The 24,022-nt window shown below is 60.3% G+C and carries 25 protein-coding genes and 1 pseudogene; 9 read left to right on the top strand and 17 right to left on the bottom strand.

All coding sequences use genetic code 11. From position 1 onward, the window contains the following. Positions 1-3 precede the first annotated feature (3 nt). Positions 4-918, bottom strand: a complete 915-nt coding sequence (locus HQ843_RS08245; protein WP_180898983.1) for a LysR family transcriptional regulator — start codon at positions 916-918, stop codon at positions 4-6. Positions 919-1,167: 249 nt separating this feature from the next. Between HQ843_RS08245 and HQ843_RS08240 the strand changes: the two genes are divergently transcribed. The 6 genes and pseudogenes from HQ843_RS08240 to HQ843_RS08215 form a co-directional block, all read left to right on the top strand. Continuing rightward, positions 1,168-2,676 carry an ABC transporter substrate-binding protein gene (locus HQ843_RS08240; protein WP_180898984.1) on the top strand — a complete coding sequence of 503 codons (1,509 nt, stop codon included), beginning with the start codon at positions 1,168-1,170 and terminating at the stop codon, positions 2,674-2,676. A 61-nt stretch (positions 2,677-2,737) separates the two neighbouring features. Beyond that, the gene (locus HQ843_RS08235; RefSeq protein WP_180898985.1) at positions 2,738-3,691 is read left to right on the top strand and encodes a carbohydrate ABC transporter permease; all 954 of its coding nucleotides are present in this window, start codon (positions 2,738-2,740) and stop codon (positions 3,689-3,691) included. Further along, complete coding sequence (locus tag HQ843_RS08230; protein ID WP_180898986.1) at positions 3,681-4,544, top strand: carbohydrate ABC transporter permease; 864 nt, start codon at positions 3,681-3,683, stop codon at positions 4,542-4,544. Before HQ843_RS08235 ends, HQ843_RS08230 begins: the two co-directional genes overlap by 11 nt. A 28-nt stretch (positions 4,545-4,572) precedes the next feature. Further along, positions 4,573-5,658, top strand: a complete 1,086-nt coding sequence (locus HQ843_RS08225; RefSeq protein WP_180898987.1) for an ABC transporter ATP-binding protein — start codon at positions 4,573-4,575, stop codon at positions 5,656-5,658. A 17-nt stretch (positions 5,659-5,675) separates the two neighbouring features. Next, a complete protein-coding gene (locus HQ843_RS08220; RefSeq protein WP_180898988.1) occupies positions 5,676-7,247 on the top strand; it encodes a sulfatase family protein in 1,572 nt (523 codons plus the stop codon). After that, positions 7,225-7,554 (top strand): annotated as a pseudogene (locus tag HQ843_RS08215) (transposase); the annotation flags it as partial. The gene HQ843_RS08220 and the pseudogene HQ843_RS08215, both read left to right, overlap by 23 nt. 13 nt (positions 7,555-7,567) lie before the next feature. Here HQ843_RS08215 and HQ843_RS30000 read toward each other — a convergent pair. The 10 genes from HQ843_RS30000 to HQ843_RS08165 form a co-directional block, all read right to left on the bottom strand. Continuing rightward, on the bottom strand, positions 7,568-7,858 hold the full coding sequence (locus HQ843_RS30000; RefSeq protein WP_371824620.1) for a LysR family transcriptional regulator: 291 nt from the start codon (positions 7,856-7,858) through the stop codon (positions 7,568-7,570). Positions 7,859-7,944: 86 nt separating this feature from the next. Continuing rightward, positions 7,945-8,409 carry a hypothetical protein gene (locus HQ843_RS08205; protein WP_180898990.1) on the bottom strand — a complete coding sequence of 155 codons (465 nt, stop codon included), beginning with the start codon at positions 8,407-8,409 and terminating at the stop codon, positions 7,945-7,947. A 189-nt stretch (positions 8,410-8,598) separates the two neighbouring features. Further along, a complete protein-coding gene (locus tag HQ843_RS08200; RefSeq protein ID WP_371822057.1) occupies positions 8,599-9,501 on the bottom strand; it encodes a DUF3313 domain-containing protein in 903 nt (300 codons plus the stop codon). A 172-nt stretch (positions 9,502-9,673) separates the two neighbouring features. Continuing rightward, positions 9,674-10,432, bottom strand: coding sequence for an ABC transporter permease (locus HQ843_RS08195; protein WP_180898991.1), 759 nt, complete (start codon positions 10,430-10,432; stop codon positions 9,674-9,676). Next, positions 10,429-11,469 (bottom strand): ABC transporter ATP-binding protein, encoded by a 1,041-nt coding sequence (locus HQ843_RS08190; protein ID WP_210275233.1) that lies wholly within the window; start codon positions 11,467-11,469, stop codon positions 10,429-10,431. Before HQ843_RS08190 ends, HQ843_RS08195 begins: the two co-directional genes overlap by 4 nt. A gap of 6 nt (positions 11,470-11,475) precedes the next feature. Beyond that, positions 11,476-11,688, bottom strand: a complete 213-nt coding sequence (locus tag HQ843_RS08185) for a hypothetical protein (protein ID WP_180898992.1) — start codon at positions 11,686-11,688, stop codon at positions 11,476-11,478. A 92-nt stretch (positions 11,689-11,780) separates the two neighbouring features. Next, entirely contained in the window at positions 11,781-12,629 is an 849-nt protein-coding gene (locus HQ843_RS08180) for an enoyl-CoA hydratase/isomerase family protein (protein ID WP_180898993.1), read from the bottom strand. 401 nt (positions 12,630-13,030) lie between these two features. Beyond that, entirely contained in the window at positions 13,031-14,368 is a 1,338-nt protein-coding gene (locus HQ843_RS08175) for a sensor histidine kinase (RefSeq protein ID WP_180902279.1), read from the bottom strand. After that, positions 14,368-15,039 (bottom strand): response regulator transcription factor, encoded by a 672-nt coding sequence (locus HQ843_RS08170; RefSeq protein WP_180902280.1) that lies wholly within the window; start codon positions 15,037-15,039, stop codon positions 14,368-14,370. Before HQ843_RS08170 ends, HQ843_RS08175 begins: the two co-directional genes overlap by 1 nt. 391 nt (positions 15,040-15,430) lie before the next feature. After that, positions 15,431-16,048, bottom strand: a complete 618-nt coding sequence (locus HQ843_RS08165) for an FMN-dependent NADH-azoreductase (protein WP_180898994.1) — start codon at positions 16,046-16,048, stop codon at positions 15,431-15,433. A 106-nt stretch (positions 16,049-16,154) separates the two neighbouring features. Between HQ843_RS08165 and HQ843_RS08160 the strand changes: the two genes are divergently transcribed. Beyond that, the gene (locus tag HQ843_RS08160; protein ID WP_180898995.1) at positions 16,155-17,054 is read left to right on the top strand and encodes a LysR family transcriptional regulator; all 900 of its coding nucleotides are present in this window, start codon (positions 16,155-16,157) and stop codon (positions 17,052-17,054) included. Positions 17,055-17,156: 102 nt separating this feature from the next. On the opposite strand, the gene HQ843_RS08155 is transcribed toward HQ843_RS08160, so the two are convergent. The 3 genes from HQ843_RS08155 to HQ843_RS08145 all read right to left on the bottom strand — a co-directional run bounded on the left by HQ843_RS08155 (position 17,157) and on the right by HQ843_RS08145 (position 19,857). Then, a complete protein-coding gene (locus HQ843_RS08155; RefSeq protein WP_246710313.1) occupies positions 17,157-18,110 on the bottom strand; it encodes an alpha/beta hydrolase family protein in 954 nt (317 codons plus the stop codon). 51 nt (positions 18,111-18,161) lie between these two features. Then, the gene (locus HQ843_RS08150) at positions 18,162-19,040 is read right to left on the bottom strand and encodes an SDR family oxidoreductase (RefSeq protein ID WP_180898997.1); all 879 of its coding nucleotides are present in this window, start codon (positions 19,038-19,040) and stop codon (positions 18,162-18,164) included. Between the two features lie 70 nt (positions 19,041-19,110). Then, the gene (locus tag HQ843_RS08145; RefSeq protein WP_180898998.1) at positions 19,111-19,857 is read right to left on the bottom strand and encodes an SDR family NAD(P)-dependent oxidoreductase; all 747 of its coding nucleotides are present in this window, start codon (positions 19,855-19,857) and stop codon (positions 19,111-19,113) included. Positions 19,858-19,997: 140 nt separating this feature from the next. Here HQ843_RS08145 and HQ843_RS08140 point away from each other — a divergent pair, with 140 nt between their 5' ends. Further along, positions 19,998-20,612, top strand: coding sequence for a TetR/AcrR family transcriptional regulator (locus HQ843_RS08140; protein WP_180898999.1), 615 nt, complete (start codon positions 19,998-20,000; stop codon positions 20,610-20,612). A gap of 26 nt (positions 20,613-20,638) precedes the next feature. Here the strand turns inward: HQ843_RS08140 and HQ843_RS08135 are convergent, their stop codons facing one another. From HQ843_RS08135 to HQ843_RS08125, 3 genes are all read right to left on the bottom strand, one after another. Then, a complete protein-coding gene (locus tag HQ843_RS08135; protein WP_180899000.1) occupies positions 20,639-21,217 on the bottom strand; it encodes a TetR/AcrR family transcriptional regulator in 579 nt (192 codons plus the stop codon). Between the two features lie 265 nt (positions 21,218-21,482). Further along, positions 21,483-22,418 (bottom strand): NADP-dependent oxidoreductase, encoded by a 936-nt coding sequence (locus tag HQ843_RS08130; RefSeq protein ID WP_180899001.1) that lies wholly within the window; start codon positions 22,416-22,418, stop codon positions 21,483-21,485. Positions 22,419-22,482: 64 nt separating this feature from the next. Next, positions 22,483-22,851: a hypothetical protein gene (locus tag HQ843_RS08125; protein WP_180899002.1), complete on the bottom strand. Its 369-nt coding sequence runs from the start codon at positions 22,849-22,851 to the stop codon at positions 22,483-22,485. Between the two features lie 112 nt (positions 22,852-22,963). On the opposite strand from HQ843_RS08125, the gene HQ843_RS08120 reads away from it, so the two are divergent. Beyond that, complete coding sequence (locus HQ843_RS08120) at positions 22,964-23,902, top strand: AraC family transcriptional regulator (protein WP_180902281.1); 939 nt, start codon at positions 22,964-22,966, stop codon at positions 23,900-23,902. Positions 23,903-24,022: the final 120 nt, after the last annotated feature.

The raw sequence follows: 24,022 nt of genomic DNA, 5'->3' as shown, positions 1-24,022 counted from the left end.
GCGTTATGCGACGCGCTGGTCGATCGTCTCGAAATAGTCCGCGCACAGCGTCATCAGAGCCTGAAGCGGCGGATAGTGACTGATCGCCTTGCGGTAGACCGCGCCAGTATCGGAATTGCGCCGCCCAAGCTCGATCGGCACCGTCAGGATCGGGCGACCGGGAATGCCGAGGGCAGCGGCATCCGGCAGGATGCAGAGGTAGTCGCCGTCCTGCAAAAGGCGGAAAATGGCCAGAAGAGAGCTTGATCGCACTCTGATCTGCGGCAGTCTTCCGGTGCGTTCCATGACGGCGTGCAGCGTCTCCGCCTCGTAGATCGGATCGGCGGAATATATGATCCAGGGATAGCAATGCACGGCTTCATAATCATCGGCGCGGCATTGCTGGATCGGATGATCGGCGCGGGCGACGAGGCGGTCGCAGATCTTGGAAAAGGCGCGCGTCTCCAGGTTGGGATGTTCGCTTTCCGCGTAAAGCCCGCCGAACGAAACATCGATCAGCCCGTCGATCAGCGCCTGCGATGATCCGGCCACGCTGGGGGCCATTTCAAGCGTCAGATTGGGAAATTGCGCATGCAGTTTCGAGGTTACGGTCGGCAGCACGACGGAGGACCACAACGGCCCGGCATGAATGCGCAGCCGACCTTCGGCGGCCGGGTCATTGCCTGCCAGCTCCGCTTCGGCGAGTTCCCAGTCGCGGGCAAGCCGCGATATCGTTGAAAGCAGTTTCGCGCCGAAAGGCGTCGGCCGGACGCCGCGGGCGTGGCGCTCGAGCAATCTGGCATCGTAGTAATCCTCCAATTGCGCCAACGACCGCGAAAGCGCGGGCTGGGTCACGTTCAGGACCTCCGATGCCTTGCGCACGCTGCCCGCCTCGGCAATGGCGCGGAACCGGAAAAGCAGGCTCATTCTGTCCAGCATAGCTATCAAATTCCATTATCGCTGCAGTAAAGAATGGCATTTGTTTTTGATAACTTCAATTGATATCCATCAGATCGCAGCCGTCATCACACTGTTTTGCAGGCGTGCGTTTGCGGGAGGAGCGCCGGCGCCAAGTCTCAAATCCGGTTTGTTGGCACATCAGTATGCGTAAGCAATGATAGACGGATAAATGCAGATCAGGGGCAGCCCTGACCGAAGACCGGTCGGCATGCGCCAAGGGAGGAGATTATGACTTTATCTATATCGATGAAACGCCGGCAGTTCCTGGCAGGCAGCGCCGCTTTCGGCGCGCTGGCCTTGACCGGCGTCGGACGGGCATTCGCGCAGGAATTCGATATTCCCGCACCCATCGGGCCGATCGACGCCGATGGACCCTTCCGCTGGCTCGACAGCGGCGATCAGAAGGCGACCTTCTACAAGGCGTTTTTCCCTGAATATGCCAAGGCGCGCGATATCGAAGTGGTCTATGACGGGCTGCCCTGGAACGAGATCAATCAGGTCCTGCCGCTCGGCATCCGCAACAATACCGCACAGGACGTCTTCAACCTGCCGCTCAACATGCCGCCGGCCTATGCCGTCAACGAGGGCTGGGTGCAGGCCTATGACGATTTCATTCCCGATATCGAGACCTGGAAGCAGGGATTTCCGCCCGGCGCCTTTCTGGAGGGGCTGAATGTCTTCAACGGCAAGACCTATGGCCTGCCTTATACATCGGCCCGCGTCAGTTCGGCTTTCACGCTCTATAACCGGAAATACCTGAACGATGCCGGTTTTGATCCGGAGACGACACCGCTGACCTGGGATACATTCCGCGCAGCGGCCGGGAAGGTCACCGAAATGAACGCCGGGCGCGCTTTCGGCTTCATCATCGGCGGCAACCAGGTCAATCGCTGGTGGGATGCCTGCCGGACGCTGGCCCAGACCAACGGGCTGGCCTGCGGCGATACGTCGATCGGCAATGGCGTCGATTTCCGCTCCGGCGAGGTGGTCTTCGACGCCGACGAGATCGTCGGCGCCATCGAGCTTCTGCTGGCGCTGAAGGCGGACGGTTCGATCTTCCCGGGCGTGATGAGCATCAACGCGCCGCAGGCGCGCGCGATGATGCCGCAGGGCGCCGCCGGCATGATCCTTCAGGGCCCATGGAACATCCCCCAGTGGGAGCGCGAGAACCCGAATTTCGATTTCGGCATCGCGCCGACCCCCGGCAAGGGCGGCTACACCATCGTCGGCTCGCTTGCATCGGCTTCGAACACGATGTTCATCTATTCCAAGTCGAAAAACGCGACCATTGCCGCCGATGTCTTCCATTATCTCGGCACGGAAGAGGGCCAGATCGCGTGGGGCAATGTCGTTGGCTCCTCCGATCCGCCGATCTTCCCGAAGGCCATCGAACAGTCGACGATGTCGGCGCGATCGAAAAAGGCGCTGCAGATGTTCGAAAACACCATCCGCATTTCGCCGAACCCGTTCGCGCGCAACCCCGAGCTTGCGGCCGTCGCCAGCGTTTATCAGGAGCCGACCCCGAATGCGCCCCAGACCATTCAGGGTCTGTTCACCGGCCAGACCACCGACATCAAGGGAGAACTGACCAGGCTGGTTTCCGCCACCAACATAGCGCTCGATGCCGCCTTCAAGACGGCGAAGGACAACGGGGCGAATGTCAGCCGCGACGATCTCGTCTTCCCCAACTGGGATCCGTCCAAGGACTACGTGGCTTCGGATTACGAGGCGCTTTGAGACTGAAAACAGGTGTAAAGGGCCCGCTGCCGGCGGCGGGCCCGCTTTCAGGAAAACATCAATGTCCGATTCCACCGTGTCAGCCAGCCTGATGCGCCGTCTGGGCGCCCGGATATGGAACAGTCGCGTCGACTATCTGTTTCTGGTTCCCGGCATGCTCATCTTCGGCGCCTTCATTCTCTATCCGATCTTCGCCGCGGAATATTTCTCGCTGCTGAACTGGTCCGGCTTCGATTCCAACGCGAAGTTCGTCTGGTTCGCAAACTATGTCGAACTGCTTCAGGACCCGTTCTTCTGGAATGCGTTCGGCCGATCATTCCTGTTCACGCTCAGCACAGTTCCCGCGCAGATGATCATATCGCTGATCATCGCGATCATCCTCAACAACAAGCTGTTGAAGCTTTCGGCGCTGTTCCGCACGATGATCTTCCTCCCGGTGGTGACGCCGGTCGCCGTCATCGGCATCGTGATGACGATCATGCTTTCGCCCTTCAACGGGCCGATCAACATGGCCATCCTGGATATCGGCCTGCTGAAGCGGCCGCTGGATTTTCTCGGTGATCCGGACCTGGTGTTGTGGACGCTGGCCGCGATCTATGTCTGGAAATGGGTCGGCGTCACCATGGTCTACTGGCTGGCCGCCCTGCAGACCGTTCCCGCCGAACTCTACGAAGCCTGCAAGCTCGACGGCGTGAAAGGCTGGCAGGTCACGCTTTACGTCATCATGCCGATGATCATGCCCTTCGCCATCGTCATAGCGCTGATCTCGGCCATCAGCGCGCTCAATGTGTTTCCGCTGATCATGTCGATGACCCAGGGCGGACCCTATTTCGCCTCGGAGGTGATGGAAGTCTATATCTTCCGCTACGCCTTCGCCACGGCCGGCGCCGTGCCGCGCCTTGGGTATGCCAGTGCGGCCGGGGTGTTCTTCGGGCTGGCGATCATGTCGCTGACCATTCTCCAGGTGCTGGCGGTTCGTCATCTGCGCAACAGGGAGAAGCCCAATGCCGCATGATGCCGCTGCTTCAATCCGCCCGCCGGCGTTCTCGCCGCGCATGCGCCGCGTTCTGGTCTCGGTCGTGCTGGCAGCGGTCTGCGCCGTCTGGATCTATCCGCTGCTGTGGATGGTCTCGGCATCGCTGAAGGACAATGCCGCGATTTTTGCCAATGAGGGGCTGATCCCCGGACAGCCGAGTTTCGAGAACTATCTCCGTGCGTGGAAAGAGGCCAATATCGGTTCCTATTTCTTCAACACCGTTTTCGTCACGGTGGGTTCGGTTGTTCTTGTCACCATCGCCTCGTCGATGATGGGCTATGTGCTGGGGCGCCGGCGGTTCGTCGGGCGCGGGCTGATCTTCGCCCTGATCGCGTTCACGATCTTCGTGCCGCAGGGCTACACCATCATCCCGATCTTCGACCTGCTGACGCGCATCGGGCTTGGCCAGTCGCTCTGGGGCGTGATGCTGGCCACCTGCGGCGGATCCTTCGTGATCTTCGTTCTCCTGTTCGCGGGCTATTTCAGCCAGATACCGAACGAGCTCGAAGAAGCGGCCAAGATGGACGGCGTCAGTTTCGTCAAGACCTTCTGGTACGTCATGCTGCCGCTTGCCCGCCCGATTGTGGTGACGGTCGTGGTGATGCAGACGCTCTACGCCTGGAACGATTTTCTTCTGCCGCTGGTCGTCACGCTCGCCAATCCTTCGATCCGGACGCTCTCGGTCGGCGTCTACGCCTTTCGCGGCGAGAACTTCATCGACTGGGGCGGCATGACCGCCGCGTCCACCATCTCCATCCTTCCGGTGGTGATCCTGTTTTTGTTCCTGCAGCGCTACTTCATCGACGGCCTCGCCGGGGCGGTGAAGGGATGAATGCGCAGCTATTTGGGAGAGACCAGACATGACTGGCGTCAGTCTCAAGAACATCAAGAAATCCTATGGCGGTCTCGAAGTCGTCCACGGCGTCGACATCGAAATTGAAAAGGGCGAGTTCGTTGTGTTCGTCGGCCCGTCCGGCTGCGGCAAGTCCACGCTTCTCAGGATGATCGCCGGGCTCGAGGAGATCAGCGGCGGCGACCTTGAGATCCACGGTCAGCGGGTCAACGATGTCGATCCGGCCAACCGCGGCGTCGCCATGGTGTTCCAGACTTATGCGCTTTATCCGCATATGACGGTCGACCAGAATATGGGCTTCGGGCTGAGGATGAACGGCACGCCGAAAGCCGAAGTGGCCAGACGCGTCAGCGAGGCGGCGAAAATCCTGCAGATCGAGGACCTTCTGGACCGCAAGCCGAAACAGCTTTCCGGCGGCCAGCGCCAGCGCGTTGCCATCGGCCGGGCGATTGTCCGGCATCCGCAGGTCTTTCTGTTCGACGAGCCGCTGTCGAACCTCGACGCCGAGTTGCGGGTTGCGACCCGTCTCGAACTGGCCAAGCTGCATCAGCAACTGGCCGGCTCCACGATGATCTATGTGACCCACGACCAGGTCGAGGCAATGACGCTGGCGGACAAGATCGTGGTTCTGCGCAAGGGCAAAGTCGAACAGATCGGCGAGCCGATGGAGCTCTACGAGAACCCGGCCAATCTTTTCGTTGCCGGTTTCATCGGGTCGCCGAAGATGAACTTTCTCGATCTCGAAGGCGGGGAAAACCTGACATTCCGTTTCAAGGACAAAAGCACCGTCGCGCTTGCCGGTCCGGGGGCCCCGCAAACCGCCGTTCTTGGCCTGCGCGCCGACCAGATGACGCTCACGGAGCCGGACAGCGGCCATTTCACGGGCACGGTCAGCGTGGTGGAACGTCTCGGCGACAGCGAGTTCGTTTATGTCTCCACCGAATGGGGCCAGGAACTGGTGGTGCGGCTTCCCGGCGGCTCCAATACGCCGGTCGGCAGCCAAACCGGCATCGCATTGTCCGGGCGAACGCATTTCTTCGACAGCGAGGGACGGTCCCTTTCCGGCATCTCGCTCGCCGCGGACCAGAACTGACATAGAGGGGCAGATCCATGCGACCCAATATCATCTTCATCATGTCCGACGACCATGCCGCGCGCGCAATCTCGGCCTATGGCGGCGGGCTCAACAGCACGCCCAATCTCGACCGGCTGGCCGATGAGGGCATGCGGCTCGACCGCTGCTATGTCACCAATTCGATCTGCACGCCGAGCCGCGCCGCGATCCTGACCGGCACCTATAATCATGTGAACCTGGTGACGACGCTCGATACCCATATCGACAACCGGTTGCCGAATGTCGCCAAGCACCTCAAGCAGTCCGGCTACCAGACGGCGATCTTCGGAAAGTGGCATCTCGGTGAGGGCAAGGCCCACGAGCCGACAGGTTTCGACGACTGGTCGGTCATTCCGGGGCAGGGCGTCTATTACGATCCGATCTTCATCGATCGCGATGGTCCCAAAGTGCATCCGGGCTATGTCACCGACATCACCACAGATATGAGCATCGATTTCATCAAGGCCCGCGACAGGGAGCGGCCGTTCTTCCTGATGTGTCACCACAAGGCGCCGCACCGGCATTTCGTCTGCGATCACAAGCATGAGACCCTGTTTGAGGACGACCTGCCGCTGCCCGGCACCTTCACCGATGACTACGCCAACCGCGCCGCGGCGGCCAAGGAGGCAAGGATGCGGGTGCGCTCGGACATGACCTATGAGGATCTCGGGCTCGTTCAGCCCGAAGGCGGCTCGGAGGTCGGCAAGTTGCTGTTCGATCATCCGAATGTTCACATGCGCAAGGTGCCGGAACTGAAGGACGGTGAAAGCCTTACGCTGATCGATGTGAAGACCGGCGAAAACTTCATCTTCACCGACCCGCGGAAACTCGCCGAATTCAAATATCAGCGCTACATCAAGCGCTATCTCAGAACGGTGCAGTCGATCGACGACAATGTCGGCCGTCTCCTCGACTATCTCGACGAGGCGGGACTGGCCGACAACACGATCGTGATCTACACCTCCGACCAGGGATTTTTCCTGGGCGAGCACGGCTGGTTCGACAAGCGTTTCATGTATGAGGAATCGCTGCAGATGCCGTTTCTGGTGCGCTATCCCGACGGGATAAAACCGGGCGGCATTTCCGGGAAGATCGCCATGAATGTCGACTTTGCGCCGACCTTTCTCGACTATGCCGGCGTACCGGTCCCCTCCTACATGCAGGGAACGAGCATGCGGCCGGTGTTCGAAGGCCGGGCGGGCGAAGACTGGCAGGATGTCGCCTATCACCGCTACTGGATGCACAAGGATGTCATCCACAATGCGTTTGCCCATTACGGCATTCGCGGCGAACGCTACAAGTTGATCTACTGGTACAACGAGCCGCTCGATCAGATCGGGGCGACTGCCGGTGATGAACCGCCCGAATGGGAACTGTTCGACTGCGACGCAGATCCCTTCGAATTGCACAATCGCGCCGGCGACCCGCAATACGCGGATATTTTCAGGCTCATGGTGGAGAAGCTGGATCGGAAGATGACCGAGATCGGCGATACGCCCGAGCACGACAGCACCGCTTTACCCCGCAAGCCTTCCAGCACAACGCGGATACTGTCTTCGAAAGAATAGGATTGCGGGGCGGATACTCGACGAGGTCGAGCGCAACGTGCCCGCAGATCTCGACATTCACGTCATCATGGACAATGACGGCACACACAAGACCAGGCTGATCCGCAACTGGTTCGCCAAGCGTCCGCGCTGGCATGTGCATTTCACGCCCACATCGGCGTCATGGATCAACCAGGTCGAACGGTTCTTCGCGCTGCTGACCGAACGCGCCCTCAGGCGTGGCGTATTCCGCTGGACCAAGTCCCCCGACGACATCCTCGCCAGCAACCAACGCTTCTGCCTCCGGACAATCAAAGCAAATCCATAGAATGAACCGGACTTCAGAATCGGGACACTAGAGACCCCACAATGCCCTGACGGAGTTCGCCAATATATCCGCGCTGTACCGAACGTAGATCATTCACTGCGTGGCGAAGGTGCTCCGCGCCAAACGTTGTCTGGCGGATGAATTCCGCCCCCGAATGTGTCAGATGAGCACCGGTTCTGCTGCGTTCAAAAAGTGTAATGCCAAGTCGCCGCTCAAGTGATTGAACCCGCCTGCTGATCGTTGATTGAGGCAGATCCGGAACATCAGCGGCTCGACGAAAGCTTCCATGGTCGGCGACCGGCATCGCGTATTGGAGATGGCGAAGATCAAATGCAAGGTCTGGCATAAAACCAATTCCGCTTTCTCGTCCATAAAGTGAAAGAAAGATCCCTATTCTGTGTTCAGGGTATCCTGGCATAGTTGCGAAAACTCGTGTTTCTGGTTTTTCAGGCAACTTTTGATTGTGAATGGGTTTAGCCCGCCGCAGATTTCCCTCATTTCTGACTGGCACATGCTGGCGGTGCCCCAAAAAGCCTGACAGACGGGAGACAGCTTCGAACTGTTCTCCTCGACACAGGCCGATATGGCGTCAGGCGTAAGTCGCCATGGCCGCAGGCAGATCGACCGTATTTCCGCTCCGCACGTTTCCTTGACCGCAGCCGATGGCGCGGCGGCCATGGCGGCCTGCAGCGAGATGAGCAGGCTCAACGCCGCAATGATCGCCGGGCGCAATCGCTTTCCGGCAATCCCAAAGGCTTCAAGGCTCCAGACAAAACGATGACCTGCATGTGGCGCCGTTCTGTTATTCTGGTGGAAGCTGGGGTTTCGTTGGAACCACGCTTCGGGTTGGCGCATGGGGTCAATCTCCTGGTTATCCTGAATGCATCGGTCGGGGATTCAAACTGACCGAAAGGGATGAATTGCCGTCGTTTTGCACGTCGCAGAATCGGAAGAGCCAGTTCGGCTTGGCAACGGGCTCGAACGGTGAAGTGTTTGGGGATACGAGGTTCCGGAACGCTCTGTTCGCGCGGCGACTGGAATGTGTCAGTGCGTCACGAGCGGTTTGGGCTTCTTTTCGGTCCATTCCGGTGGCAGCCCGTAATTGGCCGCGATGGCGCCAAACACGCCAGGTGCCCGGCCAAAGGCTTCACACGCGGCGTATTTCGGTTTTCCGCCGAGCCAGGATTGCACGCCGTGTTTCGATGGAAGGGAAATGTCCAACATCTTTGGCTCCTCGCCTGTGACAAGCATTCCGGAAAAGTCACTCGCGAACTTCGATGCGAGGCCATAGGCGTCGCCCACCTCCGAAACGCGAGGGTTGTCCTGGATTGCGTTTGCCCCGCGAGCCCAGACGATCGCCGCGCGCTGGACGCCGCCGCTATCAACGGCCTCCGCTTCCACAGCCAGCCCACCCAGGCCGATGGGCAGTCGTGGCACGCTGAGAAAGGGAACATCGCCGGGTATGGCAAAACCGCCACCCACGGTGACAACGGCTGCAATCCCCGCTGTGATCTTGTTCGTTGGTACAACGTTGGCGATGACGGATCGGATTGTGATATCCGCCGGCTGGCCGGCTGGAACCATCTGATATTTATCGCTCAGCGCGACGCAGAGCGCCCGATCCAGTGCATTTGAGACCAGAGAACGGTCTGCTTGCGTTTTGACGCGGGGTGCGGCGCCAAAGGCGTAGGTGGTTGGCACGATACTGACCGTCTTCACCGCGGCCAGACCTTGGCCGTCTACGTAGATTCGCTTCTTTGACAGCTTTCCCTTAGGCGCACTGAGATTGCTGTAGGAGGTGAGTGTTCCAGCCTCCTTCATAGGCACCGAGGCACATCCGGATACCGCAAAAATCACCGATATGGCCAGACCGAGGTCTCTCAATGGAATAGGACGGCGAGAAGCGGCAAATCCTCGGAACGAGAAAATTGATGGATTGTTGTTCACGCTTTACAGCCTCCGTCACAAATATTGGAGGGACGATGCGAGCGGAGGATTGCCGCAACATTACACACTGGTCTAATGACGGATGATTCGGCCGTCGGCGCGGTTGGGTGGAGGCTCAAGCACACTTTTGCTTGGGCGATACCGTCGACCAGGAAGCGTGCGCTACGGCCAGTCAGGCATCTCGCAGGACGAATGCCACGATACTGGCAATCCCAAGCGTGAAAGTTGCCGCCGTAAGGATTCCCAGTCCAAGCCATGGTGTAACTTCATTGGCGAGCTGTATGACCGTATAGGCCTTCTGGCCGGCGGTAATCGGCCAATACTCCGCAAACCAATCGCCGATCGGACCAGGTATGGAAGGAGCGATAGCGGGCGTGAGCAGAGTGATGCCGACAAGTGCCGCCAGGCTGCCTGCGGTCGACCGCGCAAGAACGCCAACAGAAAGCCCGATAACGGCGACGAGCGTGAGGTAAATCGCGGCTCCGACGAGCGCCCAGGCAACACGCGGGCCGCCTATGCTCGCGATCGGGATACCAGCATCGCCGAGCACCATCTGTACCGCCGTGAAGCTGATCAGGGCCGTGGCAATGCCGGTGCCAAGCCCTATCCCAGAAACCACAGCCGCCTTCGCTATCAGAAGGTGGGGTCTCGAAGGGACGATGGAGAGACTGGTCGCGATCATTCCGGTGTCATATTCGGACGTGATGCTGAGCGCTCCGAGCATTCCGACGAGGAGTTGAGCGAACAGGAGCCCCTTCAGGCTCGTCGCCGTCGGATCCCAGTCATCGGGCAAGTCTGACGGCTGTGCGCCGATCAGGTCGGACACGCCGAGAAGCCCCAGCAACACGCTCGCGAGCATTGCGCTCACCACCAGCAACCAGGTGGTTCTGACGCTGGAGAGCTTTGTCCATTCGGAACACAAGATGCTCATGCGACGTGGCCCTCATAGTCGCGCGCATCACGCGTGAGGCGAAGGAAGACGTCTTCCAGGGAACCTCGGACCTGGGTCAACTCTTCGAGGACAATCGCTTCCCGAGCGGCAATTTTACCGATGGTCACTGTATCGGCGCCAGTGATGAGAAGGCTCGATGCGGAAACGTCCTCGCAAGCAATGCCCGCGCGACTTAATGCCGTCGCAAGCTGAATTCGCGAAGGGGTCCGGACCGCGACAGCGCTCGACGTGTGAAGCCGGATGAATTCCTCCAGCGTGCACTCCGCAATCAGTCGGCCCTGTGCAATGACGACCAACCTGTCCGCGGTCAGTTCCATTTCCGACATCAGATGGCTCGAAAACAGGATGGTTCGTCCCTCATTCGCCAGAGCTCGCAGCAAGGTCCGCATCCAGCGGATCCCTTCCGGGTCGAGTCCGTTAAGCGGCTCGTCAAGGACGAGAATGCCTGGATCGCCCAGCAATGCCGTTGCAATGCCGAGCCGTTGGCTCATCCCCAGGGAGAATGTTCCCACCCGGTGATGGGCGGCACTTGTGAGGCCCACGAGATCCAGGACCTCGCCAACCCGCGCCCTTCCGAGGCCAGCAGCTTGTGCGAAGGCGAGCAGGTGATTGAATGCGCTACGATGCGGATGAGTTGCTCGTGCATCCAGCAATGCGCCGATGGTCCGGGCCGGATTATTCAACTGGGTGAGGTGATGACCGACGATGCTAATTTCGCCCGAGGTCGGCCCGGTCAAGCCGAGCAGCATCCGCAAGGTCGTGCTCTTCCCGGCACCGTTGGGACCGAGGAAGCCGGTAATGACACCCGGTTCCGCGGTGAATGACAGATCCTTCACCACCAGCTTATTGCCGTATCGCTTGGTAAGTCGATGCGCGCAAATGCCGGCTACGCTTGCCTTGTCGACGTGCTGGTTAGGGAGACGCATCTGCCCGCCTGCGATAGGAAGAACTGCGTTCGATTGGATGTCTTGCCTGTTTCCGTGCGCCAGGGACCGGCATTGACTGATGATGCGCATTTCCGCCTACTCCAGGACATAGACGTAGGCATACGCATAGGCGCATTCGGGGTCGATCTGCTCCATCACGGGTCGCGCGCCACCGCCAAAGGCTTTCGAGACCTGGGCGGCGGCAATTGTTGCCAGTGAGGCAGCGAAAAGCGCCCGGCGACTCAACAGGAATTGCCCGCGCTTCTGCATGTCTTGCTGGGCGATGGGATCTTCGTGATCGTCAATCATGCTCACTCCGGGAAAAGGTGTACCCTGCCGGGCAGACAAGGCGGGCAGCTTTGACAGTGCCGTTGGGCTCGACAGGACAACCCGATGGTTGATTAAAAGGGATTGCGGGGATCGGCCAGCAGCGCCGGATCCGGCACAACCGACTTGCTCGCCACGTTTGCCAGCATTTGGTGCGCCATATGAAATCCGAAGTCTTCGGAGATTGCCTTCTTCCAATGTCTTGACAGGATGTTATGGGTCGCCCAACGCGTATAGCGCGGTCGTTTCATTATGTAGCGGGCCATATCCCAGGCCCTTTGGAGAAGCTCTTCACGGGGAAAAATCTCATTGACGAGACCGAGTTCGACGGCCATTGGCGCCGGAATGGACTTGGCCGCGTAGATATAATAGGCAGCGCGCTTTGGCCCCATCAGAGCTTGCAGCGCCATGCCTTGCCCGTCGCCCGGAGGGCTTCCCAACCAGAAGTGCGGGTCCATGAAATCCGCATCCGGCGCTGAAAAGGTGACGTCGGACAGCACCGCGAATTCCGTATGGACGCCCGGACCGTTGACGGCGGCGATGGTGGGAATGTCGATGCTGTAGATGAAGTTCTCGACATGCTTCCAGCCGTCCATCATCCGCTGGAAGATGTGGTCCGGGTCCAGTTCTGATGCCGGTTTCGGATTGAGCCCTTTCGGATCGCCCATCATCCATTTGTCCCCTGTGCCGGTCAGGATCAGCACCTGGTTCTCGGGATCGTTGCCGACGTCTTGCCATACGCGGGCCCACGCGTTGTGGGCGGCATGGGTGTGTTTGTAGGGACCGTCGTCGGTGTGCATGCGAAGCTCGATGATGCCGCCCTGGCGCCGCATCTTGAAAAAGCTCTCGTAACGCTTCGCGTAGTCATCGAACGAGGTTGGAGCGACATAGCCCTGCCATTCTGTGCGCGGATCCCAGGTCATGAGCACTGCCTCCGAGAATGGGTGGTAGAAGCTGCGATTGAGATGTGCGCGGGGACCTCGGCCATCAGCGAAGTCGGCTGGCGTTCTGCCGAAGATGTGCAATTTTCGTTTTTCATAGAAGTTGCTCTCGTTTCAACGCCGCCGCAGGCTGCAACGGCAGTTCACGAAGAACGATGAGGCGCAAGGATTGCGCGAGCATTACGGACCCGGCCAAAATGCCGGCAGGCGCCCCTTCTCGTTGACGTATTCTCGCGTTGCTCCAGAGTTCCCGTTTTGCTGTTGCCTGCAGATGAGACAGGCACTGGAATGAGAACGGTGCGCGATCCATGTCGGGCCGTTGCGAGAAGCGCCGGAGGCGGGCGCGTTTTGCGGCTTTCACGCCCGGTGACGGCTCTTCGTGCTCAAAGCCGCATTGTCACTTTGGTGCCTTTGGAGCCGCTTTCGATACTGGCATACCCGCCATGTTTTTCAGCGATTTGCTTGACCAGGCTCAATCCAAGGCCTGCCCCCCGGCTGTTCGGGACCACGCGATAGAATGGCTCGAACACCAGTTCCTGATGATCTGCCGCTATGCCGGGCCCCTCGTCGCTCACGCTGATTTCGCCGTCCGCCAAGGCTGAAACCGTGATTGTCCCATGCCCGCCGCCGTGATCGATGGCGTTGCGGATGAGATTGCCGACAGCTCGGCGAAGGGCGGAGCTGTCGCCTTTGCGCTCGACGCAGATTTCGTCGCCATGAAACGACATCTCGTAACCTGCCGCGATCGCGAGCGGCGCGAGATCCGCCACCGCCGTGCGCGCGATCTCGATGAGATCCACCGTTTCGTCGAGATCGGCCGTTTGGCTGCCGCGTTCAAAGTCGAGAAGCTGTTCGGCCATATCCGCCAAACGCGCCACGTCATCCAGCAACCGCCTGCGCTCCAGTCCTTCGCACATGCCCTCAATCCGCGTCTGCAAGATGGCGATCGGCGTCCTGAGCTCATGCGCTGCGTCGATCAAAAAGCGCTGGCGTTTCCTGAACTCATTCTCAATACGGTCGAGCGCGCCGTTGAATGCGGCAACCAGAGGAGCAACCTCTTTGGGGATGCCGGCCACAGGAAGCCGGTCCCCACGCCGCTGGGGTTCGATTTGCGACGCCATTTCAGCGATGTCGCTTACGCGCGCGATTGCACGCCCAACAATTTGGGGAACCGCGAGAAAGATGGCCGGCAGCGCAATTGCGAGCAGCGAGAGGTAGATCGGATAGGCCTCGGCGAGGATCGCAAGAACAGGCCACCCGTTGCCGGCGATACCGCCAAAGAGAATCCTGACTTCCCCGATCGGCGTCTCGACGTCCTCGACCGAAGCGATTTCACGCACACCGCTTGCCCCGCGAATGTCGGCCGAATGAAACAGATGTACTAGCGGAACAAGGGCGGCATAGGTTGCGGGGACGGTTCCATGGGAGAGCGAAGCCCCGTCGGTTGTGGCAGCCACGAACCAGAGTCCGTCGTTTCGCTCGATCAACGATCGAAGTGCCGGCGTTTCTCTGAGCGCGAGCGTGCCGTGGGGATCGCGCTCAATCGCCTCCGCCACGGCGGATTTGACCTCTTGCTCCATGGCGATATTCGGCGAAAGAACCATCGTGGCATAGACGGAAAGCCCGATGATAACGACGGCAATGACGGCCGTGATCACGAGACTGAGCTGCCAGCTCAATCTCCATCGCAGCGAGGGATTGGATTGACGCCCGGCGCGCATCATTCCTCCCTCAGAAGATATCCGACACCTCGGATATTGTGGATCGTTACCCCCGCATTGGCGTCCGCCAACCGCTTTCGTAGCCTCGAAATATGCGCATCAAGAGCATTGGATTGTATTTCCTCCTGGTAGTTGTAGACCGCATCCTCAAGCGTCGAGCGAAGAACGGTCTTTCCATTGCGCCTGGCAAGCGCCTGCAGGACCAGAAGTTCGCGCCTGGGAAGATCGAGCGGCACGGAGCCCGCCATGACATCGAGATGCAGCGGGTCGATGTGCAATCGCCCCACCCGAATAATCTGTTCCTCAAGGGTTGGGGGCCGGCGTAGCAGGGCTCGCACCCGCGCCATCAGTTCCTCGATGAGAAACGGCTTTCCAAGGTAATCGTCCGCCCCAAGGTCCAGACCCTCGACGCGCTCCATCGGTTCGTTTCTGGCCGTGAGCACAATGACGGGTGTATCAACCCCGGTCCGCCTCAACTTCGGAATGAACGTCAGGCCCTCGCCATCCGGCAATCGCCGGTCCAGGAGAATGGCGTCGTATTTGTTTTGAAGCGTGAGCTCCAATGCATCCGCGAGATTTAAGGTATGGTCGGTGACAATACCATGCTTGCTCAACGCCGCCGACAGCGCATTCGCCAACTCCCGTTCATCTTCAATCAGCAGGAGTCTCATCGCTTCTCCGTGTTTCATGCAATCAGAAGTCTTCCCTGCCAGGATTGCAACAGCATTACGGGGATAGAAAGACATGGAGAGCATGTCGGTGAAAAGGCGTGCCCCCAGCGGTTGATGTTCGTGCGTGCTGAGCCCGACCGCGACGGCCGGGGTTGATGCCGGTCCGCTCCGACGCGGCCTCTGTGGCTTCGGGTGCTGCCGGAGGCAGGAGGTGGTGCCCGACTGGCTCAGCCACGACAGTGCCTGCGGTGCCCGGCGTATGGACCCCATGTGTCCGCTGACCGTCCAAGATGACGGCGACATTGTCGCTGTTATGGAGGATGTTGCCGATATCCCGGACGTAAGGGCACATAGCTACGGCGTTATCAGACTGAACCGGTTCACACTTGGCTCAGGCGAAGGCCTTCTCTCCAGGCCGCATGTCGAGTTTGCCCACGAAGTCTTCCATGCTGATTTGTCCCAGGTCGACATTCTTGGCACCGCCGCCGGCAACGACCGCGATATCTTCGATCCCGAGCACAGTCAGGATCATCCTGAGATATTGCGTGGCGATGTCGCGGTCCCTGATCGGGGAACCCTCGCCATATTCGCCGCCCGAGGCAATCAGCAACGTGGCCTTTTTCCCGGTGACCAGGCCGCTGCCATCGAAGCCTAGGGTCAGGCCTTTGCGCACGATATGATCGATCCACGCCTTGAGCGCGGCGGGAATGTTGTAGTTGTAGACCGGAGTGGCGATGACAAGTTCGTCGCACTCCAGAAGTTCCCGCACAAGCATGTCGGAGAGTGCCAATTGCGCCTTCATCTTCGACGTCTGTGCATCGGGCGGTGTGAAATAGGCCGCAAGCCAGGGCATCGTGACGTGAGGAATGGCCTCTTCGGCAAGGTCACGACGGACGACCTTCCCGTTCGGGTTCAGCGCCTGCCAATCCGCAAGGTAGCGCTGCGTCATGTTGCGCGACACCGAGGCGTTGCCGCGCGGGCTGGTTTCTACAACGAGAAGTCTTGTCATGCTGCTTACCTTTTCCTGATTGGAGCATGAGGACGAAGGTAGGACTTCCGATAATGCAGCGGGAGTGATATAAATCCGATGATATCCATCACATCAGGTGATAGTTTTGATTTCATCGCTGAGCCTTGATCAGCTGCGCGTGCTGGTAGCGATCGCCGATACCGGCAGTTTTTCCGCCGCCGGCCGCAAATTGACACGGGTGCAATCCGCCATCAGCCAGACCGTCGCCACGCTGGAAGCGACCCAGGGGGTTACGCTCTTCGACCGGAGCGGTCACCGCCCGCAGCTCACGGACACGGGCCGGATCCTGGTGCAGCAAGCGCGGATGGTGTTGGCGAGCGCTGCTCGTTTTGAGGCCGTGGCCGCAGGATCCCGTCAAGGGATGGAGGCGGAACTAGCGCTTGCCATCGACCCGCTGGTCCCCACCGCGCCCTTGATCGGAAGTCTTCGCGCGCTGCACGAGACCCATCCACAATTGCAGATCAGCTTTTCGACCGAGGGGCTTGGCGGCGCGCTCCGTCGTTTGCGGGCAGGCGACGTCTCGCTTGCTCTTTGCCTGCTCCTGCCCGACGTGCCGGAGGATGTGATGGCGACGCCGCTTATCCGGATCAACCTGGTGCCCGTGGCTGCAGCAGATCATCCCCTGGCGACGCTTGGCCGTCCGGCGAGCCGTGTCGATCTGGAGACCCATGTCCAACTGGTTCTATCCGACCCGGCAAGCCGAGACGGGCCGAACTACGGACTGACCGGCTCGGCTCCGTGGCGGTTCGTCGATCTTGGACGGCGCATGGATTTCCTGCTTGCGGGTTTCGGCTGGTGCCGGATGCCCGAGCATCTTGTTGGGGAGCACCTGGATGCAGGCAGGTTGGTCAGGCTCATGCTTGATGACGATACCGGAGGGAATGCAGATCCGTTGACGATTTACGCGGCACATCTGGCCGATCGCGTGCCCGGCCCGGCGGGCCGCTGGCTTTTGAGCGACCTGGCGGCGCGATTGGCAAAGTGAGCTGTACCCTACCGTAACAGCCTGGTGGCATGGTCAGTCATGCGGGTCGCGCGGGTTCCTACCGATGCCCCGAAGGCCAGGAGCGAGGCTCTTCCGGCCTGTCTATTTGCTCTCGATCCGCCCCTCAGAGCCATTTTCAATCTCGCTCATTATCGTGCTCCAGGCCGGGTCATCGGCATAAAGCGCGGTCCGGAGGTAGGCCCAGGTGATGCGCTGGACAGTTGCAACGCGTTCAGGGCTTTCGTCCGAAGTTTCTGCCGCATCATAGCCCGATATGCCGCCGAAGATGTGCCCGGCATCCTTCAGGGTCAGGAGCGATTTGGGGCCGGGAGCAAGTCGGTATGCATCGGCCCGCCAGTCCGCGCGCTCGGAGAACATCGGGTTGATGTCCTTGTCGCCCGTCATCACCAGACAAGGTGTCGTCATGCTGCTGAAGTCGCTGTTGACCAGCGCCGGATAGAGTTCGGCGATCCTGGCGGAGGCACCGCTGCCACTGCCGGGCGGCGAGAACAGCACAGCCGCCTTTATCCGGGGCTCGGAGAAGTCAACATCCTCTCCATTTGCGGGATCTTTGACGCGCATGCCGGCGAGCATGGCGACAGTGTGCCCACCCAGGGAATGACCGACGGCGGCGATGCGGCTCCTGTCGATACGTCCCGCAAGGCCAGGAACGGCGGATTCAATCTCCGCCAGATGATCGATGATGAAACTCATGTCCCGGGGGCGCGATTTCCAGAACAGCGGCCCTTCGGGACCGGTCGTGTCGAGACCGAGGGTCTTGGAGTTCTGGTGCGTCGGAATGATCACCACGAAGCCATGGGCGGCATAAAAGTCGACCAGCGGGCCATAGCCTCGCATCGAGGCAATGAAATTCGAGGAGCCGTGGCCGTGAGACAGCAGGATCACCGGCAGCTTGTCGCCCGTCGCGGGAACGACGACCCGCATTTCAAGCGGTGCCTGGCGTCCCGGGACCTCGAACGTCACCGGGCTGAAGGAAAGGATCGGGGTCGCCATCGGCACCGGCGGTCTGTCCGGCTTTACGGTTGGTTCAGGCATGGTCTTGGTCTCCATTCGAGCAGATGATACTTCAGGGGGGCAGGCCTTCGTTCAGACCGATTCCAGAATGTCCTGGACGAGATCGGCCTTTTGCAGCGGCTGCCATTGCAGGGTTTGCCTTGTCAGGGCACTGGACGCGGGCACGTCCATTCTCGCGATCCGATCGAGCCAGCCGAAATGGCCTGCCGAGTCTTCTTCCGAAAGCGAAGTCACCGGCACATTCAGCCGTTTGCCGATCGCTTCGACGACGTCGCGGACCGCAACGCCTTCCTCGCCGACCGCATGGTAGCGCTCGCCACGCGCACCATTGTCGAGGACGAGGCTGTAAAGCCGGGCAGCGTCGAGCCGATGAACCGCCGGCCAGCGGTTTTGTCCATCGCCGACATAGGCCGAGACACCGTGTTTGCGGGCATGATCCATCAGGTAGGACGCAAATCCCTGCCGGTTCTGATCGTGGACCTGCGGCATCCTGATCACAGACACACGCACGCCGCTGTCGGTCAGCACCATCGCCGCCTGCTCCGACACGCGCGGCATGCCATGGGCGCCGGCCGGCAGACTATCGGTCTCGGTGGAAACCTGCCCCATCAAAGGCGGCAGGCCTGACGTGACGATGAACCTTTTGTTCGAGCCGGCAAGAGCGCTGCCCATCGCCTCGATTGCGATGCGGTCCATCTCGCAGTTGTCCGCCATGCGGGAAAAATCATGATCGAAGGCTGTATGAATGACCGCATCGGCCTGCTCTGCGCCACGGCGCAGGCTCTCCAGATCATGCAGATCGCCCTGCAGGACGTCACAGCCCGCTTGCCGCAAGACTTCGGCAGACGTATCCGACCGCGCAAGTCCGAGCACCTGGTGTTTGTCGTTGAGCAGGTTGGCGGCGATCGCCGAACCGATGAACCCGGTCGCGCCGGTCAGAAAAATTCGCATTTGAATATCTCCAGATTACCTTGTCGGAGTAGGCCGCATCTCTGAGAGCAACCCGCAATCCTGCACGTCTTCACCAAGGCACGGTTCCATTTTCATCCGAGAAGGTTCCGTTAGGACCGTCATCGCCAATCAGGGCAAGCCGCACCGGTTCCCGCGCGCCCTCTTCCACGCTGCGCGTGCCGTTGAAGTTGTTGAGCGCGGTCGAGGTAAAGCCGGGGCAAGCGGCGTTGACCTTGATATTGGTGCCTTCGAGCGCCAGCGCGAATGCCAGCATCACGGCATGCGCCGCTGCCTTTGACGCGGAGTAGTTGCCGAACATCCGCCGGTGCGGATTGGCTGGATCGGAGTTGAGTGTCAGCGATGCGCCAGAACTGCCGGTGATGACGATGCGGCCTGCAGGCGACTCGCGCAGAAGCGGAAGCATCGCCTGCGTCACGGCGATGACGCCGAACACATTGGTCTCGAACACCGTCCGGATATCGGCAAGAGGCGCATCCGTGAGCAGGTTTGTCCTGACAGCCTCCGCGAAGTCCTGGTTCGGCCTCGCGCGCGAGATTCCGGCATTGTTCATCAGGATATCAAGGCGGCCAAACCGGGTGCGGATGAGAGCAGCCGCTTGAGCGATGGATGCTTCGTCCGTGACGTCGAGTTGGATGGTGTGGGCTCCCGCTCCGATGTCCTTGGCCGCCTTCTCGCCCTTTTCGAGATCGCGCGCTCCGACAATCACCGTCAAACCTTTTGCAGCCAGATCCTTGGCGATCTGGAGGCCTATGCCTTGTGTGGCTCCCGTGACGAGAGCAACGCGTTGGTCCGACATGATGAAGTCCCCTTGTTTCTATGCTGGGTTTCTATGCTGGCTTTTTGAAGCCCGAAGGCGTATTAAGCGGAACAGTCTTCCGTCTATATACGGAACAACGTTCCGCTTAACAAGCGCATATTGGGGAATTTTTGGAATCCATGCCTGGCAGATCGTCGGAACGGACCGTGCGCGCCGATGCGCAGCGCAACATCGAAACACTGGTGCGGACAGCACGGGACGTGTTCGCCACGTCAGGCGTTGAGGCGCCGATGCGCGAGATCGCGGAAAAGGCAGGTGTCGGTGTCGGGACGATCTACCGGAACTTTCCGCAGCGCTCCGATCTGATTGCGGCGGTGTTTCGCAGTGAGGTCGACGCCTGCGCGGATGCAGCGACCAGTCTCGCGGAAGCCTATCCTCCCGGCGAAGCGCTCGATCGCTGGATGCAACGCTATGTCGACTTCATCGTTGCCAAGCGCGGACTGGCTGCCGCCCTGCATTCGGGAGACCCGGCGTTCGAAGCGTTGCCGGCCTATTTCGACAGCCGGTTCGAGCCTGCGCTGCAAAGGCTGCTCGATGCCGCCGTTGCCGCCGGAGAAATAAGGCCCGACGCAAATCCGTATGATCTCTTGCGAGCGGTCGCGAGCCTGTGCATGCCGTCAAGCGATGGAGATCCGTCTGCCGCTCGCCGGCTGGTCGCGCTGCTGGTTGACGGGCTTCGTTATCGCGCCGCCGTTCCGCAGGGAACTGCGAGTCCCGCACATGAGCCCGACTAGACGCCGAGCAAATCCTCTCAGGCAGCTTATACGCGCTGGTTTTCCGGAACCCCGCCGGGCCGCCTCAAGAGAATGGCGTCCGATATGATGTCGAAGAGGTGATCCGCCCGCGGCACAAGCGGAGGCTGGTCCGCAAGCCATGCCAGGGCGCTGATCAGTGCAAACAGGTCGTTGCCATCCATATCGTCCCGCGCCAGCCCCTTGGCTTGCGCCCGTTGCAGAAGCGTTGCTCCCGCGTGGCGCAGATCGACGCATGAGGAATGCAGGGCGGAATTTTCGTCGGCGATCGCGGCCACCATCGGCGCGATGACACCCTTGTAGCTGTGCGTCACCACGATCGCCTCGCGCAGCCAGCTTAACAGCGCCTCGTCAGCTTGTTCGCACCGTGCCAGTTCGCCGGCCCTCGCGCTCAACGCGTCGAAGCGCGTGCGGAGCAAGGCCTCCAGCAAGGCTTCGCGCGTGGGAAAATGGCGATGAAGCGTTCCATCGCCAACACCGGCCTTGCGGGCAATGTCCCGCAGCGACGCGTCGGCGCCCTCCCCGGAAAGAAGGTCGCGGGCGACGGCGAGGATGTGGTCGTAGTTCTTTCGGGCGTCTGATCTCATGATATCACTTGACAAGTGGAGCGGCGCGCCGTTTAAACGGGGCATCGCTCCACATAATGCGGGGCAGTGCTCCAGCTGTAGCACGCTTGCCTTGAAAGGACAAAGCCATGTCGAATGAAACAATGAGAGCTGTCTGAATCCACGCCTTCGGCAGCCCGGAAGTCCTGCAATACGAAGATGCGCTAAAAGCCATGCCGAAGTCGGATAAAGCCCTGGTTCGCGTCCGTGCTATCGGGTTCAATCCTCCCGGCCTCGGCGACCAGGTCTACTCCATGGGAGCAATCACCAGCTTTCCTTTGGGGTTGCCCGTCTTTTCGAGCTCAATGATGGCCGGGATCGCTTCTGACAGCGGTACGACACGACCAATCACCGGGGCGAGATTGCCTTGCTCGGCCGCTTCGGAAATGCCCGCGAAGCTCTCGGGGGTGGGATTGGCGAACACGAGGTGATGTCGCGATGAAAGCAGGCAGCCGATCATCTTGGCGGGCGTGGGGACGATGTGCAGTGACATGCCGCCCTTCTTAAGCATCGCGCCACACTGGCGCAGCGATAGCGCGCCTGCGGTATCAAAAATGACATCGAACCGGCGTCGATAGGACCCGATATCGAAGGCGTGGTAGTCGATAACCTCGCTTACGCCCAGCGCCTGAGCGTCCTCGCGTCCGGATGCACGACAACTGCCGGTGACGATTGCGCCTTGCATGCGTGCGATCTGCACCGCCGAGCGCCCCACGCCTCCCAGACACCCGGTGATGAGCACGGATTGGCCGGCTCTCAGTTTCGCCTTTGCGATAAGTCCGATCCAGGCTGCTGAACCGACAACGGTCATGGTCGCCGCCTGCTCGAAAGTGACATTGGACGGCTTCAGCCCAACGGTGTTTGTGTCCGCAACGACATATTCCGCGAAAGCGCCGGCTTGCCGGATGGTGGTGGCGCCGAAGACTTCATCGCCCCGCCTGAATTGATCGACGTCGGGGCCCACGGCTTCGACAATGCCGGCGAAATCATGGCCCAGGCCGCGCGGAAACTGCGAACCGGACAGCATTTTCATTTCTCCGCGCCGGATCTTCCAGTCCATCGGGTTGACTGATGCGGCCTTGACTTGAACCAGAATCTGGCCGCGTCCGGGTTTCGGCCGATCCACATCGACGAGCGCAAGCTCTTCCGGGTTGCCATACTTGAAATATTGGATGCGCTTCATGAGCGTTTCTTCCCGATTTGTGCGGCCTCGAAATCGACGGGTAGTGCGAAACTCACTGAGTTCATTACCCCATCCACCAAACCCAGATAAAGGCTGCCCCAAGCACCGCCTCCGCGACGACCGAACGAAAAATGCCCGCACTGACACGCCGAGCCAGGAACTCGTAGAGACCAAGACATGCAAGCAATATGGCCGTTCCGCCCATGAGCAGGCACACCACTGAGCGGATCTCGGAGGGGGCGGCCGTTCTGCCGAGGAAAAACATCAGGGCCAGGCCGAGATACATCAGGCCCATCCGGCGAAACAGGATGAGCGCGCCAGTCGTGCTCTCGAGCCCCCACTCCTTGAGCACGGTTCCGCCGAAGAAGAAGAAGCGGGCGCCGAGAACGATGCACGCGATTGTCATGACGAGCGCCAATATCTCGAAGGTCAAAGCCGATCTCCTTGTGCAAATGATCGCTGAACCGCGAGAGCATCCAGTTATAGGCAGTCGACTTCAGACGAGCTATGCGCCAAAATCCTATTTTTATTGGAGATCATCCAGGATGGACCCGTTATCCGATATCATCTCGTTCCTGCGATTGCGAAGCTATCTCGTGGGCGGCTTCGAAGCCGGTGGGAGTTGGTCGATCGGCTTTGACGCCCATGAGGCCATCAAATGCTACGCCGTAACCGCCGGCGCATGCTGGATCGCTGTGGAAGGCGCGGGCGAGCCTGTGTTTCTACAGAAGGGTGATTGCTTCATGCTGCCGCGAGGCCGGCCGTTTCAAATCGCCAGTGACCTGAGCCTGCCCCCGGACGATTGGCGGCGCCACTTTCTTGGCGCCGAAGAGGGCGCGCTGGTGAAGCTCAACGACGGCACCGGGGTGACGGTGCTTGGCGGCCATTTTGCGCTCGCGGGTCCTCAGGCGGAGATTTTGCTCGGCATGCTGCCGCCAATCGTGCATTTGCGCGGCGGGCCGGAGGGCGAGACGCTGCGCTGGGCCTTCGAGCGGATGCGGCAGGAACTGACCGAACTCAAGCCGGGCGGCATCCTCATCGCACAGCAACTCGCCTCAATGATCTTCATCCAGGCGCTCCGTCTCTATCTCAATGAGAACAAGGGTATCGGCTGGCTGTTCGCGCTGTCAGATCAACGGGTGGGGGCAGCCATCAAGGCGATCCATCGGGAGCCGTCGCGGCGTTGGACGGTGGAAACGCTCGCCACTGAAGCCGGCATGTCGCGCGCCAGCTTTGCGGCGCGGTTTCGGCAGTTGGTCGGCGAAAGTCCGATCGAGTATCTCACGCGCTGGCGAATGCTCCTCGCCGGGCGCAGTCTGGAGCACGGCGAGCCCATCGGCGCGATTGCCCATGCCCTCGGCTATGAATCGGAAAGCGCGTTCAGAACGGCCTTCAAACGCGTCATGGGCACAACGCCCCGCCATCACGCGCGTTCGTCTGGACATAGTGGTGCTGCGAGCTTCCTCGTGCATAGCGGTACGTAGTTGCGGCGTATGCTTTGGGCGACGTCGAACAGGTGTCCGGACCGTCATCCTCGGCGGCCGGCTTCAATGAGGAACCAGTTCTCGTCGATAAGGCAGATGCGTCCCGCGACGCGTCGGCGT

The organism is Martelella sp. NC20 (genome assembly GCF_013459645.1).
GTDB lineage: Bacteria > Pseudomonadota > Alphaproteobacteria > Rhizobiales > Rhizobiaceae > Martelella.
The sequence above is the reverse complement of the archived record's forward strand: the minus strand, read 5'-3'. Positions and strand labels throughout refer to the sequence as shown.

Excerpts from the sequence above, each read along its gene's own strand:
- HQ843_RS08245 (WP_180898983.1), bottom strand. The coding sequence starts at position 918 with ATGCTGGACAGAATGAGCCTGCTTTTCCGGTTCCGCGCCATTGCCGAG.
- HQ843_RS08240 (WP_180898984.1), top strand. The coding sequence starts at position 1,168 with ATGACTTTATCTATATCGATGAAACGCCGGCAGTTCCTGGCAGGCAGC.
- HQ843_RS08235 (WP_180898985.1), top strand. The coding sequence starts at position 2,738 with ATGTCCGATTCCACCGTGTCAGCCAGCCTGATGCGCCGTCTGGGCGCC.
- HQ843_RS08230 (WP_180898986.1), top strand. The coding sequence starts at position 3,681 with ATGCCGCATGATGCCGCTGCTTCAATCCGCCCGCCGGCGTTCTCGCCG.
- HQ843_RS08225 (WP_180898987.1), top strand. The coding sequence starts at position 4,573 with ATGACTGGCGTCAGTCTCAAGAACATCAAGAAATCCTATGGCGGTCTC.
- HQ843_RS08220 (WP_180898988.1), top strand. The coding sequence starts at position 5,676 with ATGCGACCCAATATCATCTTCATCATGTCCGACGACCATGCCGCGCGC.
- HQ843_RS30000 (WP_371824620.1), bottom strand. The coding sequence starts at position 7,858 with ATGCCGGTCGCCGACCATGGAAGCTTTCGTCGAGCCGCTGATGTTCCG.
- HQ843_RS08205 (WP_180898990.1), bottom strand. The coding sequence starts at position 8,409 with ATGCGCCAACCCGAAGCGTGGTTCCAACGAAACCCCAGCTTCCACCAG.
- HQ843_RS08195 (WP_180898991.1), bottom strand. The coding sequence starts at position 10,432 with ATGAGCATCTTGTGTTCCGAATGGACAAAGCTCTCCAGCGTCAGAACC.
- HQ843_RS08190 (WP_210275233.1), bottom strand. The coding sequence starts at position 11,469 with ATGCGCATCATCAGTCAATGCCGGTCCCTGGCGCACGGAAACAGGCAA.
- HQ843_RS08185 (WP_180898992.1), bottom strand. The coding sequence starts at position 11,688 with ATGATTGACGATCACGAAGATCCCATCGCCCAGCAAGACATGCAGAAG.
- HQ843_RS08180 (WP_180898993.1), bottom strand. The coding sequence starts at position 12,629 with ATGACCTGGGATCCGCGCACAGAATGGCAGGGCTATGTCGCTCCAACC.
- HQ843_RS08175 (WP_180902279.1), bottom strand. The coding sequence starts at position 14,368 with ATGCGCGCCGGGCGTCAATCCAATCCCTCGCTGCGATGGAGATTGAGC.
- HQ843_RS08170 (WP_180902280.1), bottom strand. The coding sequence starts at position 15,039 with ATGAGACTCCTGCTGATTGAAGATGAACGGGAGTTGGCGAATGCGCTG.
- HQ843_RS08165 (WP_180898994.1), bottom strand. The coding sequence starts at position 16,048 with ATGACAAGACTTCTCGTTGTAGAAACCAGCCCGCGCGGCAACGCCTCG.
- HQ843_RS08155 (WP_246710313.1), bottom strand. The coding sequence starts at position 18,110 with ATGCCTGAACCAACCGTAAAGCCGGACAGACCGCCGGTGCCGATGGCG.
- HQ843_RS08150 (WP_180898997.1), bottom strand. The coding sequence starts at position 19,040 with ATGCGAATTTTTCTGACCGGCGCGACCGGGTTCATCGGTTCGGCGATC.
- HQ843_RS08145 (WP_180898998.1), bottom strand. The coding sequence starts at position 19,857 with ATGTCGGACCAACGCGTTGCTCTCGTCACGGGAGCCACACAAGGCATA.
- HQ843_RS08140 (WP_180898999.1), top strand. The coding sequence starts at position 19,998 with ATGCCTGGCAGATCGTCGGAACGGACCGTGCGCGCCGATGCGCAGCGC.
- HQ843_RS08135 (WP_180899000.1), bottom strand. The coding sequence starts at position 21,217 with ATGAGATCAGACGCCCGAAAGAACTACGACCACATCCTCGCCGTCGCC.
- HQ843_RS08130 (WP_180899001.1), bottom strand. The coding sequence starts at position 22,418 with ATGAAGCGCATCCAATATTTCAAGTATGGCAACCCGGAAGAGCTTGCG.
- HQ843_RS08120 (WP_180902281.1), top strand. The coding sequence starts at position 22,964 with ATGGACCCGTTATCCGATATCATCTCGTTCCTGCGATTGCGAAGCTAT.